This window comes from Shewanella indica, assembly GCF_033842865.1.
GTDB lineage: Bacteria > Pseudomonadota > Gammaproteobacteria > Enterobacterales > Shewanellaceae > Shewanella > Shewanella indica.
In genome coordinates, this window is the sequence record NZ_JAWXXR010000001.1 from 1261616 (window position 1) to 1277051 (window position 15436).

Genomic DNA, 15436 nt, shown 5'->3' on the forward strand with positions numbered 1-15436 from the left:
TCTGTACAAAACCTGGGACTTACAGGTCGTCTGCCAAACTAGCCGGTGGCCAGTTTTCCAGACGCATACCTAGCGACAGTCCGCGAGATGCCAACACATCCTTGATCTCGGTAAGAGATTTCTTACCCAGGTTAGGCGTTTTGAGCAGCTCAACTTCAGTGCGTTGTACCAGATCTCCGATGTAATGAATCGCTTCGGCTTTCAAACAGTTAGCCGAACGTACAGTTAGCTCTAAATCGTCGACAGGACGCAACAGAATCGGATCGAACTCCGGTTTCTCTTCTTTCTGCTCTGGCTCAGTCACATCACGTAGTTCAACGAAGGCATCCAGCTGTTCAGCCAAGATGGTCGCAGAACGACGGATAGCTTCTTCAGGATCGATAGTACCATTAGTGGTCATATCGATGATCAGCTTGTCCAAGTCAGTACGCTGTTCCACACGAGCCGCCTCAACATTATAAGCAATGCGAGCAACTGGCGAGAATGAAGCATCGACCAGCAGACGACCGATTGGGCGATCATCGTCTTCGGTTTGTGCACGGGCAGAAGCCGGTACATAACCACGACCACGCTCAACGCGGATACGCATACTGATGTCATTGTTACCGGTCAAGTGACAGATAACATGATCCGGGTTCACGATTGTGACATCGCCGTCGTGGGTGATGTCGGCTGCGGTAACAGGGCCTGCGCCGGACTTGCTCAGAGTGAGCATAGCCTCGTCTTTACCCTCGATCATAACTGCCAGCCCTTTCAGGTTCAGCAATATTTCAAGGATATCTTCTTGTACGCCTTCCTTACTGCTGTATTCATGCAGTACGCCGTCGATCTCGACTTCGGTAACCGCGCAGCCGGGCATAGACGACAATAGGATGCGACGCAACGCGTTACCCAAAGTATGACCAAAACCACGCTCGAGTGGCTCCAGAGTCACCTTGGCACGAGTTGGGTTAACCTGCTCGATATCAACGAGACGCGGTTTAAGAAATTCTGTAACAGAACCCTGCATTGTGTCCTCTCTTGTTTGTTAGCCTTACTTAGAGTAAAGCTCGACGATCAGCTGTTCGTTAATTTCCGCAGACAAATCGCTACGTTCTGGCAGACGCTTGAAAGCACCTTCCATTTTTGCGCTGTCGACTTCAACCCATGTAGGCTTCTCGCGTTGAGCAGCCACTTCCAGAGCAGCCTTGATACGGGCTTGCTTCTGTGACTTCTCGCGAATGCTTACAACATCATTCGCAGACACTTTGAATGACGGAATGTTAACAACACGACCGTTGACCATAATTGACTTATGGCTAACCAGCTGACGTGCTTCTGCACGAGTCGCACCGAAGCCCATACGATAAACTACGTTATCCAGACGGGTTTCCAAAAGTTGCAGCAGGTTTTCACCTGTGTTGCCTTTCAGACGTGCAGCCTCTTTGTAGTAGTTACGGAACTGCTTTTCCAGTACACCGTAAATACGACGAACTTTTTGTTTCTCGCGTAACTGCAAGCCATAATCAGACAAACGTGGCTTACGAGCGCCATGTTGTCCAGGTGCAGCTTCCAGCTTACACTTCGAATCGATTGCTCTCACACCGCTTTTCAGGAAAAGGTCAGTACCTTCCCGGCGGCTGAGCTTGAGCTTGGGACCCAAGTATCTTGCCATGATCTTTCTCCAACTATCCTAACGAAACTGCCAATTACACGCGGCGTTTTTTAGGAGGACGACAACCGTTATGAGGGATCGGCGTCACATCAGTGATGTTGGTAATTTTGTAACCAACAGCGTTCAGCGCACGAATGGCTGACTCACGACCTGGACCTGGACCCTTCACGAAAACTTCAAGGTTTTTAACACCATAATCCTGAGCAGCAGTACCTGCGCGCTCAGCTGCCACCTGCGCAGCAAATGGAGTAGATTTACGTGAACCACGGAAACCTGAACCACCTGCAGTCGCCCATGACAGAGCGTTACCTTGACGATCTGTGATAGTAACAATTGTATTGTTGAAAGACGCATGGATATGAGCCATGCCATCAGCAACCTGTTTACGTACGCGCTTACGCGGAGAACGTGACGGAACTTTAGCCATTGTCTACCTTCCCGTTACTTCTTGATTGGTTTACGTGGACCTTTGCGAGTACGCGCATTGGTCTTAGTACGTTGCCCACGGAGAGGCAGGCTACGGCGATGGCGGAGGCCACGATAACAACCAAGGTCCATAAGACGCTTGATGTTCATTGAAACCTCGCGGCGTAAGTCACCCTCTACTGAGTATTTGGCAACTTCTTCGCGTAGAGTATCGATTTGAGCTTCGCTCAATTCCTTGATCTTAGCGTCTTCGGCAATGGAAGTAGCCGCGCAGATAGCTTTAGCGCGAGTACGACCGATACCGTAGATAGCAGTCAGTGCAATGACTGTGTGCTTTTGATCAGGAATGTTAATGCCAGCGATACGGGCCACTATGCACTCCTTAAGTTAAAGGCCATCTGTGAAAAGCCCGAAAGGATACTCGACAGATGACTAGTTTGCAAACAATATTTTTGGCCAGCCCAGTTAAGAGCTGGCCAAGATTTTTTTAGCCTTGACGCTGTTTGTGTTTTGGTTCAACACAGATAACGCGTACAACGCCACTACGCTTGACGATCTTGCAGTTACGGCAGATCTTCTTCACGGAAGCTCGAACTTTCATTTCATCACTCCGTAAAGCTATCTTATCGACCAAAGCGATCGAGATTCGCTTTGTTCACCAGATTAGCTTTCTTCATCACAGACTCATATTGATGAGACATCATATGGGTCTGAACCTGAGCCATGAAGTCCATGATCACAACTACCATAATCAGTAGTGAAGTACCGCCAAAATAGAACTGTACTTTCCATGCGATTAACATGAACTCCGGAATTAAACAGATAAAGGTAATATACAACGCGCCTGCCAGAGTCAAACGGGTCATCACTTTATCAATGTAACGCGAAGTCTGTTCGCCGGGACGGATCCCGGGAATGAACGCACCACTCTTCTTCAGGTTATCTGCTGTCTCACGAGGGTTAAACACCAACGCAGTATAGAAGAAACAGAAGAAAATAATTGCTGCTGCATACAACAGAGAGTACAGCGGCTGTCCAGGAGAAACTGCGAGGGAAACCTCAGTCAGCCATTCCATAGACGGATTCTGACCAAACCACTGAGCCAGTGTGCCTGGGAACAGAATAATGCTGGACGCAAAGATTGGCGGAATTACGCCGGCCATATTAACCTTCAGCGGCAAGTGAGTTGACTGCGCAGCAAACACCTTACGGCCCTGCTGACGCTTGGCATAGTTAACGACGATACGACGCTGACCACGCTCCACAAATACCACGAAATAGGTTACGGCAAACACGATCACCGCAATCAACAACAATACTAATACGTTCAAGTCGCCTTGACGCGCTTGCTCGGCCGTTTGACCGATAGCAGAAGGCAGACCGGCTACGATACCTGCGAAAATCAGGATCGAGATACCGTTACCTATACCGCGCTCGGTAATTTGCTCGCCAAGCCACATCAGGAACATGGTTCCTGTGACTAAACTGACGACTGCAACAAAATAGAATCCGAAACCGGGATCGACCACCAGGCCGGTCACCAAATTTGGCAACCCTGTTGCAATACCGATCGACTGGAATGTACCCAGCACCAGCGTACCCCATCTTGTGTACTGACTGATTTTTTTACGTCCTGACTCACCTTCCTTTTTCAGTTCAGCGAGTGCAGGATGCACAACAGTCAGCAACTGCATGATGATCGAAGCCGAAATGTACGGCATGATCCCCAATGCAAAAATAGAGGCGCGCTCAAGGGCGCCACCCGAGAACATGTTAAACATGCCCAGGATGGTTCCCTTTTGCTGAGCAAACAGCTCTGCCAATACAGCAGCGTCAATACCAGGAATTGGCACAAATGAACCGGCACGAAACACGATAATTGCGCCAATCACGAACAGGAGGCGAGCTTTCAATTCGGAAAGTCCACCTTTCGCGCTTTTTAAATCAAGTCCTGGTTTTGCCATCGACGTATTATTCCTCGATCTTACCGCCGGCAGCTTCGATAGCTGCACGTGCACCTTTGGTTACCTTCAGACCTTTTACGGTCACTGGGCGCTCAATGGTACCTGAAAGAACGATTTTCGCAAACTGGATGTTGCGAGTTATTACGTTCGCATCTTTCAGTGCGTTCAGGTCGATAACGTCACCATTAACTTTTGCCAGTTCGCTCAAGCGAACTTCAGCAGTTACCATAGCGATACGCGAGGTAAAGCCAAACTTAGGCAGACGGATCTTAAGTGGCATTTGACCACCCTCGAAGCCAGGACGTACACCGCCACCGCTACGAGATTTTTGACCCTTGTGACCGCGACCAGCGGTCTTACCCAAGCCAGAACCAATACCACGGCCTACACGCTTAGGTGCAGACTTAGCGCCTGCAGCTGGAGATAAAGTATTCAGACGCATTGATTAGTCCTCCACCTTTACCATGTAGTAGACCTTATTGATCATACCGCGAACAGCAGGAGTATCTTCCAGCTCTACGGTGTGACCAATACGACGCAGACCAAGACCAGTCAGAGTGGCCTTGTGCTTAGGCAGACGCCCGATAGCACTTTTGGTCTGGGTTACTTTGATAGTTTTAGTAGCCATGGTGCATTACCCCCGAATTTCGTCAACATTCAGGCCACGCTTGGCTGCTATCTGCGCTGGTGACTTCATATGTACCAGTGCGTCAACAGTTGCACGAACGATGTTGATCGGGTTAGTAGAACCGTATGCTTTCGACAGTACGTTGTGAACGCCTGCTACTTCCAATACGGCACGCATTGCGCCACCGGCGATAATACCGGTACCCTCTGAAGCAGGTTGCATGTAAACACGTGAACCAGAGTGACGACCCTTCACCGGATGGTGCAGAGTGCCTTCGTTCAGGTTTACAGTAACCATGTTGCGACGGGCTTTTTCCATTGCTTTTTGAATAGCAGCTGGAACTTCACGCGCTTTACCATAGCCGTAGCCGATCTTACCGTTACCATCACCCACTACAGTCAGAGCGGTGAAGCTAAAGATACGACCACCTTTAACTACTTTAGAAACACGATTAACTGCAATCAGCTTTTCTTGCAGATCGTCTTTTTGCTGAGCTTCTAATTTAGCCATTGTTTTACCCCTTAGAACTGGAGGCCAGCTTCACGAGCGGCTTCTGCCAGAGCAGCAACACGACCGTGATACTTGAACCCAGAACGATCGAAAGCAACAACAGTTACGCCTTTTTCGATCGCGCGCTCAGCAATAGCTTTACCTACTGCCTTGGCCGCATCTACGTTACCGGTGTACTTCAGTTGTTCCTTTACTGCTTTCTCAGCAGTAGAGGCAACAGCCAGCACCTGAGCTTCAGGGTTGATTACCTGAGCGTAAATGTGACGCGGTGTACGATGTACAACCAGACGGTTGACGCCCAGCTCTTGGATCTTCTTGCGAGCGCGAGTGGCGCGGCGCAAGCGAGATGTTTTCTTATCCATATCGCGTTACCTACTTCTTCTTAGCCTCTTTACGGCGTACTTGTTCGTCATCATAGCGAACACCCTTGCCCTTATAAGGCTCTGGTGGACGATAGCCACGAATTTCAGCCGCAACCTGACCAACCAGCTCTTTATCGATACTTTTCAGTACGATGTCTGTTTGGCTTGGGCATTCAGCTGTAACGCCTTCTGGCAATTGATGAACCAGAGGGTGAGAGAAACCCAAGGTCAGGTCCAGAGCGCTGCCGCTAACTTTGGCACGGTAACCCACACCAACCAGCTTCAGCTTCTTTTCGAAACCCTGAGAAACACCAACAACCATGTTGTTGATCAGTGCGCGAGCAGTACCTGCCTGTGCCCAAGCGTTAACAACGCCTTCAACAGGAGAGAACTTGATTTCTGCACCTTCAACAACAACGTTAACTGCGCTGTTGATTACTCGAGTCAGACTACCTTTACCGCCTTTAACGGTAATAGTTTGGTCGTTTAAAGTCACCTCTACGCCGGCTGGAATAGATACTGGTGCTTTTGCTACACGAGACATTCCTAGCTCCTTACGCTACGTAGCAGATAACCTCACCACCCATGCCTGCAAGGCGGGCGGCACGATCAGTCATCAGGCCTTTAGAAGTGGACACAATTGCGACACCCAGTCCGCCCATAACCTTTGGCAGCTCGTCTTTACCTTTGTAAATACGAAGACCAGGACGGCTTACGCGCTGGATAGTCTCAACAACAGGTTGGCCCTGGAAATACTTCAGAGTGATTTCCAGTTCAGGCTTAGCGCCTTCTTCTGCTACGGCGTAGTCAGTGATGTAACCTTCATCTTTCAGCAGCTTTGCGATAGCAACTTTCAGTTTGGCAGAAGGCATCTTCACAGATACTTTGTTAGCAGCTTGGCCGTTACGAATACGGGTCAACATATCCGCAATAGGATCTTGCATGCTCATATTAGCTTACTCCGTGACAAGTGCTTACCAGCTGGCCTTACGCAGACCAGGAACTTCACCACGCATGGTTGCTTCACGCAGCTTGATACGGCTCAGGCCGAATTTGCGCAGGAAACCATGAGGGCGGCCAGTTTGATTACAGCGATTGCGTTGACGCGATGCGCTTGAATCACGTGGTAGAGCTTGCAGCTTAAGAACCGCATCCCAACGAGCTTCGTCAGAAGACTCTGGGCTGCTGATGATAGCCTTAAGAGCTGCACGCTTTTCAGCATACTTGGCCACGAGCTTTGCACGTTTTGCTTCACGTGCCTTCATTGACAATTTTGCCATTTCGCTACCCCTTATTTCTTGAATGGGAAGTTGAAAGCATCAAGCAAAGCGCGACCTTCTTCGTCAGTATTCGCAGAGGTAGTGATAACAATATCCATACCACGAATCTTATCGACTTTATCGTAGTCGATTTCTGGGAAGATGATCTGCTCGCGCACGCCCATCGCGTAGTTACCACGGCCGTCGAACGACTTAGCGCTCAGACCACGGAAGTCACGGATACGAGGGATTGCGATGTCAACCAAACGCTCAAAGAATTCCCACATGCGCTCACCGCGCAGGGTTACTTTACAGCCAATAGGGTAGCCTTCACGGATTTTAAAACCAGCAACTGACTTACGAGCTACAGTCACAACTGGTTTTTGGCCAGCAATAGCAGTCATATCACGGACAGCATTTTCCATGATTTTCTTGTCAGCTACGGCTTCGCCAACACCCATATTCAGGGTGATTTTCTCAATCCGAGGGACTTGCATGACACTGGTATAACCGAACTTTTTAGTTAGTTCAGCAACAACAGTCTCTTTGTATCTATCATGCAGTTTCGCCATCGTTTACTCCAGTTACTTAACGAGTTCACTGTTCGATTTGAAGAAACGGACTTTTTTACCGTCTTCGAATCGGAAACCAACACGATCCGCCTTGCCAGTGACAGGGTTAAAGATCGCAACATTAGATGCTTGAATCGGTGCTTCTTTCTCAACGATACCACCAGTCACACCCAGTTGAGGGTTAGGCTTCTGGTGTTTCTTAACGAGATTGATGCCTTCAACAATTAACTTACCGGTAGTAAGTACACGAGTAACCTTACCGCGCTTACCCTTATCCTTACCGGCCAGTACAATTACTTCGTCTTCACGACGGATTTTTGCTGCCATTTTGAAGCTCCTTACAGTACTTCTGGTGCCAGCGACACAATCTTCATGAATTGCTCAGTACGCAGTTCACGTGTCACAGGTCCAAAGATACGAGTACCAATCGGGGCAAGGTTTGCGTTAAGCAATACCGCTGCATTCCGATCGAAGCGAATGACAGAACCGTCTGGACGACGTACGCCTTTCTTAGTACGGACTACCACCGCGTTATACACATCACCTTTCTTCGCTTTAGCGCGAGGAATGGCTTCTTTAACAGAAACCTTGATGATGTCGCCGATACCGGCATAACGACGATGAGAGCCACCCAAGACCTTAATACACTGAACTCTGCGCGCGCCGCTGTTACATGCGACATCGAGAGTCGATTGCATTTGGATCATTTTAAGTGCTCCGCTATCGTTACTACACAATCCCCACCATGGGGCTAAATAAACACCATTTTTGCCGTTCAAATCGGTCAAAAATGGCGCGCAAGTATAACACCATAAATAGAGGATGGATAGTATTAAAAAACAAACGGCCCCAAAAAGGAGCCGTTTACCAGTTTACCTAATAAAAATTAGGCCTTGCTTACTACTTCAACCAGAGTCCAAGACTTAGTCTTAGACAGAGGGCGACATTCGCGAATAGACACGAAATCACCTTCTTTACACTGGTTTTGTTCGTCATGTGCATGGATCTTAGTAGTACGTTTGATGTACTTACCGTAGATTGGGTGCTTAACTTGACGCTCAACAGCTACAGTGATGGACTTATCCATCTTGTCGCTGATGACTTTACCCTGCAAAGTACGGATTTTCTCAGACATTATGCACCTGCCTTAGAAGTAATAATGGTCTTAACGCGCGCAATGTTACGGCGCACTTGCTTCAGCTGGTGAGTTTGTGCCAGCTGACCAGTGGCGTGTTGCATACGCAGGTTAAACTGCTCACGCAGCAGACCAAGCAGTTCAGCGTTCAATTCCTCAACGCTCTTTTCTCTCAGTTCGCTCGCTTTCATTACATCACCGTCTTAGTTACGAAGGTAGTCTTGATAGGCAGTTTAGCAGCGGCCAGTGCGAAAGCTTCGCGAGCCAGCTCTTCTGAAACGCCATTCATTTCATAGAGTACCTTGCCTGGTTGAATCTGACATACCCAGTATTCAACGTTACCTTTACCTTTACCCATACGCACTTCAAGAGGCTTAGAGGTAATTGGCTTGTCAGGAAAAACCCGAATCCAGATTTGACCTTGACGCTTAATGTGACGTGTCATGGCACGACGTGCAGATTCGATCTGACGGGCAGTTAAACGGCCGCGGCCAACTGCTTTCAGACCAAATGTACCGAAGCTAACTTCAGTACCGTTCGCCAGACCGCGGTTGCGGCCTTTGAACATTTTGCGAAACTTCATACGTTTAGGTTGCAGCATTGCCGGCTCTCCTATTTACCACGAGGCTTGCGCTTAGGTTGCTGCTTCGGCTCTTCGATCTGAGGCACGATACCGTCCAGGACTTCACCTTTGAAGACCCAAACTTTAATGCCGATCACACCGTATTGAGTGTGACTTTCAGAGGTTGAATAGTCGATGTCAGCACGCAGTGTATGCAGAGGCACACGGCCTTCGCGATACCACTCGGTGCGCGCAATCTCAGCGCCGCCTAAACGGCCACTAACTTCAACTTTGATACCTTTAGCGCCCAGACGCATAGCGTTCTGTACCGCACGCTTCATAGCGCGACGGAACATAACACGACGCTCCAGCTGTTGAGCGATAGAATCAGCTACCAGCTTGGCGTCCAGCTCAGGCTTACGGATCTCAGCGATGTTAATTTGCGCAGGAGTGCCAGTAATTTTGGCAACTTCAGCACGCAGAACCTCAACGTCTTCACCTTTCTTACCGATCACAACACCTGGACGGGCAGTGTGAATAGTAACGCGGATGCTTTTCGCTGGGCGTTCGATAACGATCTTAGATACTGATGCGGCTTTCAGCTTCTCTTCGAGAAACTTACGCACTTCCCAGTCGCCGTGCAGATTAGCAGCGTAGTCTGCTTTATCAGCGTACCAGGTAGAGACCCAAGGCTTAGTGATACCCAGACGGATACCATTAGGATGTACTTTCTGTCCCATTGCTCTCTCCTAGCGATCTGATACAACCACAGTAATGTGGCTGGTACGCTTCATGATACGGTCGGCGCGGCCTTTAGCACGTGGCATGATGCGCTTCATAGTTGGACCTTCATCGACGAAGACTTTTCCAACTTTCAGTTCATCAATGTCAGCACCTTCGTTATGCTCAGCATTGGCAATGGCTGAATCCAGTACTTTTTTGACCAGTACGGCGGCTTTCTTGGGGCTGAAGGTCAGGATCTCGAGGGCCTTGGAAACAGGCAAACCACGGATCTGATCAGCTACCAAACGAGCCTTTTGAGGCGACGTACGGGCAAAACGATGTTTAGCTAAAACTTCCATCTCATTCCTCCCGTATTAACGCTTCTTCGCTTTCTTATCAGCAGCATGGCCGCGATAAGTGCGAGTTGGTGAGAATTCACCAAGTTTGTGGCCGATCATTTCGTCAGTTACGAACACAGGAACGTGCTGACGACCATTATGGACAGCGATGGTCAAACCAATCATGTTTGGAATGATCATTGAGCGACGTGACCAAGTCTTAATAGGCTTTTTGTCACCTGCTTCCACCGCTTTCTCTACCTTCTTCAGCAAGTGCAGGTCAATGAATGGACCTTTCTTGAGAGAACGTGGCATGGCGAATCCTCTTACTATTTATTACGACGACGTACGATGTACTTGTCAGTGCGCTTGTTACTACGGGTCTTGTAACCCTTAGTTGGCACACCCCATGGAGTCACTGGGTGACGACCACCAGAAGAACGGCCTTCACCACCACCATGTGGGTGGTCTACTGGGTTCATTGCAACACCACGAACTGTTGGGCGTACGCCTCTCCAGCGTTTGGCACCGGCTTTACCCAGTTGACGCAGCATGTGCTCGGCGTTACCAACTTCACCCAGAGTCGCGCGGCAATCAACTGGCACTTTGCGCATTTCGCCAGAGCGAAGACGCAGAGTGGCATAAGCGCCATCACGAGCTACAACTTGTACATAAGCACCGGCAGAACGTGCAATCTGAGCACCTTTGCCAGGTTTCATTTCAACAGCGTGAACTACGCTACCCACTGGGATGTTACGCAGCGGCAGGGCGTTACCTGTCTTGATTTCAGCTTCTACGCCAGAAACGATTTTGTCACCAGCCTGCATGCCTTTGGCAGCGAGGATGTAGCGACGTTCACCGTCTGCGTACAGTACCAGCGCGATGTGCGCAGTACGGTTTGGATCGTATTCCAGACGCTCAATCTTCGCTGGGATACCATCTTTATCACGTTTGAAGTCAATCAGACGGTAGTGTTGCTTATGACCACCACCAACGTGACGAACAGTGATACGACCAGTGTTGTTACGGCCGCCACTCTTAGATTTTTTCGCCAACAGGCCAGCAAAAGGTTTACCCTTGTGCAGGTCAGAGTTAACCACTTTAACGACGTGGCGACGACCTGGAGAGGTTGGCTTACACTTAATAACTGCCATGAGTAATCTCCTTACGCTTCAGCGCCGACGAAATCGATGTCAGCACCCTCAGCCAGAGTAACATAGGCTTTTTTCCAATCGCTGCGACGACCAACACGGGCACCGTGACGCTTGGTTTTGCCTTTGTTCACCAGAGTGCGAACTGAATCAACTTCAACTTCAAACAGTTTTTCAACTGCAGCTTTGATCTCAGCTTTAGTGGCGTCGATAGCTACACGGAAAACTACAGTGTTGTTCTTCTCAGCAACCACAGTGCTCTTTTCAGAGATGTGAGGCGCCAGAATAACTTTCAGTAAACGTTCTTCGCGGATCATGCCAGCATCTCCTCGATTTGCTTAACAGCATCAGCAGTTACCAGCACTTTGTCGAACGCGATTAGGCTTACTGGGTCAATACCAGCAACATCACGAACATCAACCTTGTACAGGTTGCGAGCTGCCAAGAACAGATTCTCGTCAACTTCGGAAGTCACAATCAATACGTCTTCCAGACCCATGTCTTTCAGCTTGGCCTTCAGCTCTTTAGTTTTAGGAGCTTCAACAGCAAACTTTTCAACAACGATCAGACGTTCTTGACGTACCAGCTCGGACAGGATGCTCTTCAGAGCGCCGCGGTACATTTTCTTGTTGACTTTCTGGCTGTGATCTTGGGTTTTAGCAGCGAAAGTTACGCCACCGCCACGCCAGATTGGACCCTTGACACCACCCGCACGAGCGCGGCCAGTACCTTTTTGGCGCCATGGCTTCTTGCCAGAGCCAGTCACTTCAGCGCGAGTTTTCTGAGCACGAGTGCCCTGACGCGCGTTTGCAGCGTAAGCTACAACTACCTGATGAACCAGTGCTTCATTAAAGTCACGGCCGAAGGTAGTTTCGGAAACTTCAAGAGCGCTTTGCGCGTCTTTCAATACCAATTCCATTACTATCTCCTCAGACCTTAGGCTTTAACGGCAGGCTTGATGATCAGGTCGCCATTGGTAGCGCCTGGAACAGCACCTTTAACCAGCAGCAGGTTACGCTCAGCATCTACACGTACTACGTCCAGATTTTGAGTGGTAACACGCTCAGCACCCATGTGGCCTGACATTTTTTTGCCTTTGAATACGCGACCTGGCGTCTGGTTCTGACCGATAGAACCGTTAGCACGGTGCGCCAATGAGTTACCGTGAGTCATATCCTGGGTACGGAAGTTCCAGCGCTTAACACCGCCTTGGAAACCTTTACCTTTTGATTGACCGGTAACATCTACTTTCGCTACGTCAGCGAAGATATCTACGTTCAGCTCAGCACCAACTTCAATGCCTTCGCCTTCACCGTCTGCCAGACGCATTTCCCACAAACCACGGCCGGCGTCAACGCCCGCTTTGGCAAAGTGACCTGCTTCTGGCTTAGTGATGCGGTTGGCTTTTTTGGCACCAGTAGTAACTTGAAGTGCACGGTAGCCGTCGTTTTCCAGAGTTTTCACCTGAGTAACGCGGTTTGCATTTACTTCAATTACAGTAACAGGGATAGACACGCCATCTTCGGTGAAGATGCGGGTCATACCCACTTTACGACCAATAAGACCGATAGCCATCTCTCAAACCTCTTCTAAGGATCTCAATTAACCCAAGCTAATCTGTACGTCGACACCAGCCGCAAGATCCAGACGCATCAGCGCGTCGACTGTCTTCTCAGTTGGCTCTACGATGTCAACCAAACGCTTGTGAGTACGGATTTCGTATTGGTCACGAGCATCTTTATTAACGTGCGGAGAGATCAAAACGGTATAACGCTCTTTGCGCGTAGGCAGTGGGATAGGACCACGTACCTGGGCGCCAGTACGCTTAGCAGTTTCAACGATTTCCGCGGTAGACTGATCAATCAAACGATGATCAAATCCTTTCAAGCGGATACGGATTCTTTGGTTCTGCATTGACCAGAGCTCCTAAAATGGACACATAAAAAATCACCCTCTAGCCATTTCCTTTCTTGGAAAGACAGAGCGAGATGATTTAACCGTTCGACTCCCAATCGGAGTCGCTGTATTTGTGTTTAGCCCCGAGGGCTAAATCAACTTTTGTCGCTTACTCAAGTTAAGCGAGGAGGCTATTATACTCATCCAGTTACGGATTACAAGCCTACTGTCGGAATTATCAACAGCATTAACGCCGTCAAAAAGTGGCGCAAATTATACTGACTTCAACGCTCATTGCCAACCATTTTTGAACGACTGACAAACGGCCAATAAAAAGGCGACCTCAAGGTCGCCTTTTTATGATAGCTGAGATCCGCAATTAAGCGATGATCTTGGCTACAACACCAGCACCAACTGTACGGCCACCTTCACGGATTGCGAAGCGCAGACCTTCGTCCATCGCGATTGGGCAGATCAGAGTAACAACCATCTTGATGTTGTCGCCTGGCATTACCATCTCTACGCCTTCTGGCAGTTCGATAGTACCGGTCACGTCAGTTGTACGGAAGTAGAACTGTGGACGGTAGCCTTTGAAGAATGGAGTGTGACGACCACCTTCTTCTTTAGACAGTACGTAAACTTCTGATTCGAACTTGGTGTGTGGAGTGATTGAACCAGGCTTAGCCAGTACTTGACCACGCTCTACTTCATCACGCTTGGTACCACGCAGCAGGATACCGCAGTTCTCACCGGCACGACCTTCGTCCAGCAGCTTACGGAACATTTCTACACCAGTACAGGTAGTCTTGGTAGTGTCGTGGATACCCACGATTTCTACTTCGTCACCAACTTTGATGATACCGCGCTCTACACGACCTGTTACTACAGTACCGCGACCAGAGATTGAGAATACGTCTTCGATAGGCAGCAGGAATGGCTTATCGATATCACGCTCTGGCTCAGGGATGTATGTATCCAGTGCTTCAGCCAGTTCAACAATCTTGGCTTCCCACTGAGCGTCGCCTTCCAGAGCTTTCAGAGCTGAGCCCTGAATTACTGGCAGGTCATCACCTGGGAAATCGTACTCAGACAGCAGTTCACGAACTTCCATCTCTACCAGTTCCAGCAGCTCTTCATCGTCTACCATGTCACACTTGTTCATGAATACGATGATGTAAGGTACGCCTACCTGACGAGACAGCAGGATGTGCTCACGAGTCTGTGGCATTGGGCCGTCAGTAGAAGCTACTACCAGGATTGCGCCGTCCATCTGGGCAGCACCGGTGATCATGTTTTTAACATAGTCAGCGTGACCTGGGCAGTCTACGTGAGCGTAGTGACGAGTTGGAGTGTCATACTCAATGTGAGAGGTATTGATGGTAATACCGCGCTCACGCTCTTCTGGAGCGTTATCGATCGCTGCGAAGTCACGCGCCTCACCACCGTAAGTCTTAGACAGTACAGTTGAGATAGCAGCAGTCAGAGTGGTTTTACCATGGTCAACGTGACCAATGGTGCCCACGTTAACGTGGGGCTTACTACGTTCAAATTTAGCTTTAGACATGGTATTGCCTCAATCTAAGATTTTCTGGTGGTGAAACCATATATAGTGAAAAAGTCCGATGCAAATGAATGTCATCGAACAGATTATAAAGGTAAAAGTAGAATTTAAGAGAGGCTGGTGCTGATAGGCAGATTCGAACTGCCGACCTCATCCTTACCAAGGATGCGCTCTACCACCTGAGCCATATCAGCATGCAAATTTGGAGCGGGCAGCGGGAATCGAACCCGCGTTATCAGCTTGGAAGGCTGGAGTAATACCATTATACGATGCCCGCGCAACCTACTTAAGGCTACCTACTTACCTTGAAAATGGTGGAGGGAGAAGGATTCGAACCTTCGAAGGCGGAGCCGTCAGATTTACAGTCTGATCCCTTTGGCCACTCGGGAACCCCTCCGATAAAATTGGTGCCGGCACCAAGAGTCGAACTCGGGACCTACTGATTACAAGTCAGTTGCTCTACCAACTGAGCTATGCCGGCACTTCATTTCGGTAGCGGATATTAGGTAAATGTTGGGGCGAGTGCAATAGGAAATTGGTTTTTTTTCGCAAAAAACCCCTGAGTGGCGTTTTTTTACCCTGACAATGCGTAGCGATTAGACTTCCCCTTAGCCCTCTGTACACGGGATAAACAATTCGGTCCGGCATAGGGATTTTTTATTGTTCATGAATAATTCATGGTGTACTGTGCCTTG

28 protein-coding genes and 4 tRNA genes are annotated in these 15436 nt (G+C 49.1%); all 32 read right to left on the bottom strand.

All coding sequences use genetic code 11. The features are described from left to right. Positions 1-19 precede the first annotated feature (19 nt). Positions 20-1009 carry a DNA-directed RNA polymerase subunit alpha gene (locus SIL79_RS05800; RefSeq protein WP_039036048.1) on the bottom strand — a complete coding sequence of 330 codons (990 nt, stop codon included), beginning with the start codon at positions 1007-1009 and terminating at the stop codon, positions 20-22. Positions 1010-1033: 24 nt separating this feature from the next. Further along, positions 1034-1654 carry a 30S ribosomal protein S4 gene (rpsD, locus tag SIL79_RS05805; protein WP_025011979.1) on the bottom strand — a complete coding sequence of 207 codons (621 nt, stop codon included), beginning with the start codon at positions 1652-1654 and terminating at the stop codon, positions 1034-1036. Between the two features lie 34 nt (positions 1655-1688). Beyond that, positions 1689-2081 carry a 30S ribosomal protein S11 gene (rpsK, locus tag SIL79_RS05810; RefSeq protein WP_025011978.1) on the bottom strand — a complete coding sequence of 131 codons (393 nt, stop codon included), beginning with the start codon at positions 2079-2081 and terminating at the stop codon, positions 1689-1691. Positions 2082-2095: 14 nt separating this feature from the next. Continuing rightward, positions 2096-2452: a 30S ribosomal protein S13 gene (gene rpsM, locus SIL79_RS05815; RefSeq protein ID WP_039036047.1), complete on the bottom strand. Its 357-nt coding sequence runs from the start codon at positions 2450-2452 to the stop codon at positions 2096-2098. A gap of 115 nt (positions 2453-2567) precedes the next feature. Then, positions 2568-2681 carry a 50S ribosomal protein L36 gene (rpmJ, locus tag SIL79_RS05820; protein WP_006083579.1) on the bottom strand — a complete coding sequence of 38 codons (114 nt, stop codon included), beginning with the start codon at positions 2679-2681 and terminating at the stop codon, positions 2568-2570. A 22-nt stretch (positions 2682-2703) separates the two neighbouring features. After that, a complete protein-coding gene (secY, locus tag SIL79_RS05825; protein ID WP_039036046.1) occupies positions 2704-4044 on the bottom strand; it encodes a preprotein translocase subunit SecY in 1341 nt (446 codons plus the stop codon). 7 nt (positions 4045-4051) lie between these two features. Continuing rightward, the gene (rplO, locus tag SIL79_RS05830; RefSeq protein WP_039036045.1) at positions 4052-4486 is read right to left on the bottom strand and encodes a 50S ribosomal protein L15; all 435 of its coding nucleotides are present in this window, start codon (positions 4484-4486) and stop codon (positions 4052-4054) included. A 3-nt stretch (positions 4487-4489) separates the two neighbouring features. Next, positions 4490-4672, bottom strand: coding sequence for a 50S ribosomal protein L30 (gene rpmD / locus SIL79_RS05835; RefSeq protein WP_025011974.1), 183 nt, complete (start codon positions 4670-4672; stop codon positions 4490-4492). A 6-nt stretch (positions 4673-4678) separates the two neighbouring features. After that, positions 4679-5182, bottom strand: coding sequence for a 30S ribosomal protein S5 (rpsE, locus tag SIL79_RS05840; RefSeq protein ID WP_025011973.1), 504 nt, complete (start codon positions 5180-5182; stop codon positions 4679-4681). An 11-nt stretch (positions 5183-5193) separates the two neighbouring features. Then, positions 5194-5544 (bottom strand): 50S ribosomal protein L18, encoded by a 351-nt coding sequence (gene rplR, locus SIL79_RS05845; RefSeq protein ID WP_025889969.1) that lies wholly within the window; start codon positions 5542-5544, stop codon positions 5194-5196. Positions 5545-5554: 10 nt separating this feature from the next. After that, complete coding sequence (gene rplF, locus SIL79_RS05850; protein ID WP_039036044.1) at positions 5555-6088, bottom strand: 50S ribosomal protein L6; 534 nt, start codon at positions 6086-6088, stop codon at positions 5555-5557. A 10-nt stretch (positions 6089-6098) separates the two neighbouring features. Beyond that, the gene (gene rpsH / locus SIL79_RS05855) at positions 6099-6494 is read right to left on the bottom strand and encodes a 30S ribosomal protein S8 (protein WP_025011970.1); all 396 of its coding nucleotides are present in this window, start codon (positions 6492-6494) and stop codon (positions 6099-6101) included. Positions 6495-6518: 24 nt separating this feature from the next. Then, positions 6519-6824, bottom strand: a complete 306-nt coding sequence (rpsN, locus tag SIL79_RS05860; protein ID WP_025011969.1) for a 30S ribosomal protein S14 — start codon at positions 6822-6824, stop codon at positions 6519-6521. Positions 6825-6835: 11 nt separating this feature from the next. Further along, complete coding sequence (gene rplE / locus SIL79_RS05865; RefSeq protein ID WP_025011968.1) at positions 6836-7375, bottom strand: 50S ribosomal protein L5; 540 nt, start codon at positions 7373-7375, stop codon at positions 6836-6838. A gap of 12 nt (positions 7376-7387) precedes the next feature. Continuing rightward, a complete protein-coding gene (gene rplX / locus SIL79_RS05870) occupies positions 7388-7702 on the bottom strand; it encodes a 50S ribosomal protein L24 (RefSeq protein WP_025011967.1) in 315 nt (104 codons plus the stop codon). Between the two features lie 11 nt (positions 7703-7713). Next, complete coding sequence (gene rplN, locus SIL79_RS05875) at positions 7714-8082, bottom strand: 50S ribosomal protein L14 (RefSeq protein ID WP_011494644.1); 369 nt, start codon at positions 8080-8082, stop codon at positions 7714-7716. A 179-nt stretch (positions 8083-8261) separates the two neighbouring features. Further along, positions 8262-8510 carry a 30S ribosomal protein S17 gene (gene rpsQ / locus SIL79_RS05880; RefSeq protein ID WP_025011966.1) on the bottom strand — a complete coding sequence of 83 codons (249 nt, stop codon included), beginning with the start codon at positions 8508-8510 and terminating at the stop codon, positions 8262-8264. After that, positions 8510-8701, bottom strand: coding sequence for a 50S ribosomal protein L29 (gene rpmC, locus SIL79_RS05885; RefSeq protein WP_011758342.1), 192 nt, complete (start codon positions 8699-8701; stop codon positions 8510-8512). The genes rpsQ and rpmC overlap by 1 nt, the downstream gene beginning before the upstream one ends. Further along, positions 8701-9111, bottom strand: coding sequence for a 50S ribosomal protein L16 (rplP, locus tag SIL79_RS05890; protein ID WP_039036042.1), 411 nt, complete (start codon positions 9109-9111; stop codon positions 8701-8703). The genes rpmC and rplP overlap by 1 nt, the downstream gene beginning before the upstream one ends. Positions 9112-9122: 11 nt before the next feature. Further along, the gene (gene rpsC / locus SIL79_RS05895; protein ID WP_039036041.1) at positions 9123-9812 is read right to left on the bottom strand and encodes a 30S ribosomal protein S3; all 690 of its coding nucleotides are present in this window, start codon (positions 9810-9812) and stop codon (positions 9123-9125) included. A 9-nt stretch (positions 9813-9821) separates the two neighbouring features. Beyond that, a complete protein-coding gene (rplV, locus tag SIL79_RS05900; RefSeq protein ID WP_039036040.1) occupies positions 9822-10154 on the bottom strand; it encodes a 50S ribosomal protein L22 in 333 nt (110 codons plus the stop codon). Positions 10155-10169: 15 nt separating this feature from the next. Next, positions 10170-10448, bottom strand: a complete 279-nt coding sequence (gene rpsS, locus SIL79_RS05905; protein WP_025011962.1) for a 30S ribosomal protein S19 — start codon at positions 10446-10448, stop codon at positions 10170-10172. A gap of 14 nt (positions 10449-10462) precedes the next feature. Further along, positions 10463-11287 carry a 50S ribosomal protein L2 gene (rplB, locus tag SIL79_RS05910; RefSeq protein ID WP_039036039.1) on the bottom strand — a complete coding sequence of 275 codons (825 nt, stop codon included), beginning with the start codon at positions 11285-11287 and terminating at the stop codon, positions 10463-10465. An 11-nt stretch (positions 11288-11298) separates the two neighbouring features. Further along, positions 11299-11601, bottom strand: coding sequence for a 50S ribosomal protein L23 (gene rplW, locus SIL79_RS05915; protein ID WP_039036038.1), 303 nt, complete (start codon positions 11599-11601; stop codon positions 11299-11301). Further along, positions 11598-12203, bottom strand: coding sequence for a 50S ribosomal protein L4 (rplD, locus tag SIL79_RS05920; RefSeq protein ID WP_025011959.1), 606 nt, complete (start codon positions 12201-12203; stop codon positions 11598-11600). Before rplD ends, rplW begins: the two co-directional genes overlap by 4 nt. A gap of 17 nt (positions 12204-12220) precedes the next feature. Further along, positions 12221-12859 (bottom strand): 50S ribosomal protein L3, encoded by a 639-nt coding sequence (gene rplC, locus SIL79_RS05925; protein ID WP_025889970.1) that lies wholly within the window; start codon positions 12857-12859, stop codon positions 12221-12223. 27 nt (positions 12860-12886) lie between these two features. Further along, positions 12887-13198, bottom strand: a complete 312-nt coding sequence (gene rpsJ, locus SIL79_RS05930) for a 30S ribosomal protein S10 (protein ID WP_011635639.1) — start codon at positions 13196-13198, stop codon at positions 12887-12889. A gap of 361 nt (positions 13199-13559) precedes the next feature. Next, positions 13560-14744, bottom strand: coding sequence for an elongation factor Tu (gene tuf, locus SIL79_RS05935; protein ID WP_233962833.1), 1185 nt, complete (start codon positions 14742-14744; stop codon positions 13560-13562). A gap of 115 nt (positions 14745-14859) precedes the next feature. Further along, positions 14860-14935, bottom strand: a tRNA-Thr gene (locus tag SIL79_RS05940). A 9-nt stretch (positions 14936-14944) separates the two neighbouring features. Beyond that, positions 14945-15018, bottom strand: a tRNA-Gly gene (locus SIL79_RS05945). Between the two features lie 35 nt (positions 15019-15053). Further along, positions 15054-15138 (bottom strand) — tRNA-Tyr (locus tag SIL79_RS05950). A gap of 8 nt (positions 15139-15146) precedes the next feature. Continuing rightward, positions 15147-15222, bottom strand: a tRNA-Thr gene (locus SIL79_RS05955). Positions 15223-15436 lie beyond the last annotated feature (214 nt).